Here is a 2,959-nt window from a genome sequence, read left to right on the forward strand (position 1 = left end):
CTCACCTACGGCGGCCTGGCCGTGGGCATCATGCGCTACCGCCTGTTCGAGCTGGGCGAATGGTGGGGCCGGATCATGGCCTGGACCCTGGCGCTGGCGCTGCTGGCGGCGCTGGACATGGTCTTCCTGGTCTTCCTCCGCCTCTCGGCCGAGGTCAGCCTCTCCATCGCGCTCCTGATCTGCGGTCTGGTCTGGCTGCCGGTTCGCGGCTGGATCGCCGAGCGGATGCTGCGCCGCCGCGCGACCAACGACCGCGACGTCTTCGAGGGCCTGGTCCAGATCGGCCTGTCCGCGCAGGTGGGCGACCAGCTCGCCGGCTGGGTCGAGGTGCTCAAGCGCCGCTTCGATCCGCTGCGCCTCGACGTGGCCGAACCGCACGAACCGCCGGGCCTGGGCGCCGACGGCCTGGCGCTGGTCACCCCCGCCCTCGCCGGCCTGCCGTCGCTCCGGCTCGAATACGCCCACGGCGGCCGCGCCCTCTTCTCCCCGGCCGACGAGGCCCAGATGCGCTCGCTGGCCGACATGCTGGCCTACGTCTTCCAGAGCCGCGACGCCTACGAGCGCGGCGTGGCGGTCGAGCGCAAGCGGATCGCCGGCGACATCCATGACAACCTGGGCGCCACCCTGCTCTCGGCGCTGCACAGCCGCGACGGCGAGCGCAAGGACCGCTACATCCGCGAGACCCTCGCCGACCTCCGGTCCATCGTCACCGAGCCCACCGGCCCCGACGCCGACCTCGCCGACACGCTCGCCCGCAGCCGCAAGGAGATGGCCGAACGCCTGCAGGCCCGCGGGATCGCCCTCGTCTGGCCGCTCGACGAAGCGCCACCCGCCGGCGTCGACTCCAGCACCGCCCAATCGCTCCGCGCGATGCTGCGCGAGCTCACCAACAACATCCTGAAGCACGCCGGCGCGACCGAAGTCCGCGTGTCGCTCACCGCCGCCCACGACGCCCTCGTCCTCACCGTCGAGGACGACGGCCAAGGCTTCGACCCCGCTCACGTCACCCCAGGCGTCGGCCTCGGCGGCCTCGCCGACCGCGCCCGCACCCACGGAGGGTCGCTGGCCTGGTCGCCCGGCGAGGGCGGCAAAGGCGCCCGCGCCATCATCCGCCTGCCCCGCGCGGGCTAGGCCCTCTCCTCACCCGTAGGCGGAGGGGGACCATGCGGTCGACGGCGCCTGGCCGGCCTGGCCGCGCAGCGCCTGCGAGATCCCCGCCAGCCCGGCTTGTGGCCCATGGCCTCCCGTGATCCCATCGTGGTCCGAGGGAGGCGGGCATGGCGGGGATCATCGAAACGGCGCGCAAGCCGGGGCCGGGGCGGCTGCGCGGCGCGCTCCTGGCGCTTGTGATCGCGGCGGGCCTGGTCGCGGCCGGCGTCTGGTTCTTCACCGGCGGCGGCGGGCTCGTGCCCAGCCGGGCCAGCATCGAAGGCCAGGTGGTGCGCGCGCCCACCGCCGACGGCGCCGACCGGGTGTTCGTGATGACCAGCCAGTGGCGCAGCTTCCGCGCGCGCGGCACGTACACGGGGACAACGTACGGCGGGCTGATCGTCGACGTCTGGGCCTTCGATCCGGCGACGGGCAAACCGGTGTGGCGCCAGCGGCTGGTGGACGACCGACGCGCCGTGAACATGGGCCGGCGCCTCCTGGGCGCGCACGGCGGAATCCTCTGGCTGTTCGACGGCAAGAGCCTGCTGGGGCTGTCGCCGAAGGACGGCTCGCGAGTGGCCGACAACGGGACCTTCGCGGCCGCCAACCCGATGCTGCGGGGCGTGATGCCCACCGAGGAGCGCTACATCCGCTTCGATCCGCAGGGGCTGTCGTTCACCGCCGCCGACGGGCGCGACTGGCGGCTGACGGGCCAGGGGGCGGCGACGCGGCCGGACGGCGCGCGCCTGGACACCGACGCCGAGCGGGCGGCGCCGCAGCCCGGCGTGTTCCTTGCGGCGCGGAACGCCGGGGGCGTCGGGAGCTGGATGTTCTACACCGGCGGGCTGGAGCTGGGCGGCGGCCGCTGGCTGGGGCTGCTGGCCGACGCCGAGGCCGCGAACCTGGGCGCCGAGGGCGCGGTGGGCGGGGTGGATCCGCAGACCTATCCGCGCACGCGGCTCTACTCGGCGACCGTGGTGCGGGGCGCCATGTCGTCGATGTTCCGGCCGGTGGCGACGAACGCCAAGCCGCTGCCGGAGAGTCCCGAGTTCCTCTCCGCCGGGCTCCTGCAGGACGGGCGCTGCTGCCACGGCCGGCCGATCCTGCTCAGCAATCCCGACAGCGTGCTGGTGATCCACCGCGACCGGTTGGGCGACCAGAGCCGGCTGAAGCTGACGCGGGTGGCCGGACCGCTGGGCAAGCCGCTGTGGACGGCCGACCTGCCGTTGGAGAAGCTGGAAGCGGTGCTGCCGGGCGAGCGCACGCTGGTGCTGGTCGGCCGCCGCGACGAGCCGCCCCTGTTCCGCACGCGCGACAACCGGCCCGAGAGCGTCGACCAGCTGGTGTCGGTGGACCTCGCGAGCGGCCGCCTCGCCCCCTACGGCTTCCGCGTCGCGCCCACCGCGCCGAACGACCTGCCGGAGTCGTCGACGCCGCCGCCGTGAGGCAGGTCCGCCCACGCCCGACACCCACGCACGAGGAGACCGCCGTCCGTTCGGACAGCGGTTCTCCCCTGGCCTTGAAGGAGGGCGAAGGCCCCTAGGCCAGCGCCATCGCGCGGCGGCGGCTGCGGATCATGTAGCCGGCGCTGCCGAAGCCCATGATCATCAGGGCCCAGGTGGCGGGTTCCGGAATGGCCGCGATGTTGAGCGAGCCGGTGTAGGTCGCGCCCGGCGTGGTGCCGAAGCCGAGGACCGAGCCCGACACGGTGATCTTGTGCGGGCCGGCGCCCAGGACCGTGCCCAGCAGCTCCCAGTTCTCGCCCGACGGGTCGAAGCCCACCTGCGTGAGGGAGAAGCCGTCCAGCGTG

At 74.0% G+C, this 2,959-nt stretch carries 3 protein-coding genes; 2 read left to right on the forward strand and 1 reads right to left on the reverse strand.

All coding sequences use genetic code 11. The features are described from left to right. Together VGD44_RS02835 and VGD44_RS02840 are read left to right on the forward strand one after the other, a co-directional pair. Window positions 1–1,131 (forward strand): sensor histidine kinase (locus VGD44_RS02835; protein ID WP_331083669.1); only part of this gene is annotated, 1,131 nt, incomplete at its 5' end. A gap of 146 nt (window positions 1,132–1,277) precedes the next feature. Continuing rightward, window positions 1,278–2,594 carry a PA2928 family protein gene (locus tag VGD44_RS02840; RefSeq protein ID WP_331083671.1) on the forward strand — a complete coding sequence of 439 codons (1,317 nt, stop codon included), beginning with the start codon at window positions 1,278–1,280 and terminating at the stop codon, window positions 2,592–2,594. Window positions 2,595–2,688: 94 nt separating this feature from the next. On the opposite strand, the gene VGD44_RS02845 is transcribed toward VGD44_RS02840, so the two are convergent. Beyond that, on the reverse strand, window positions 2,689–2,959 hold a 271-nt coding region (locus tag VGD44_RS02845), incomplete at its 5' end, for an FxDxF family PEP-CTERM protein (RefSeq protein WP_331083673.1).

The sequence above is a fragment of the Phenylobacterium sp. genome (genome assembly GCF_036402295.1).
Lineage (GTDB): Bacteria > Pseudomonadota > Alphaproteobacteria > Caulobacterales > Caulobacteraceae > Phenylobacterium.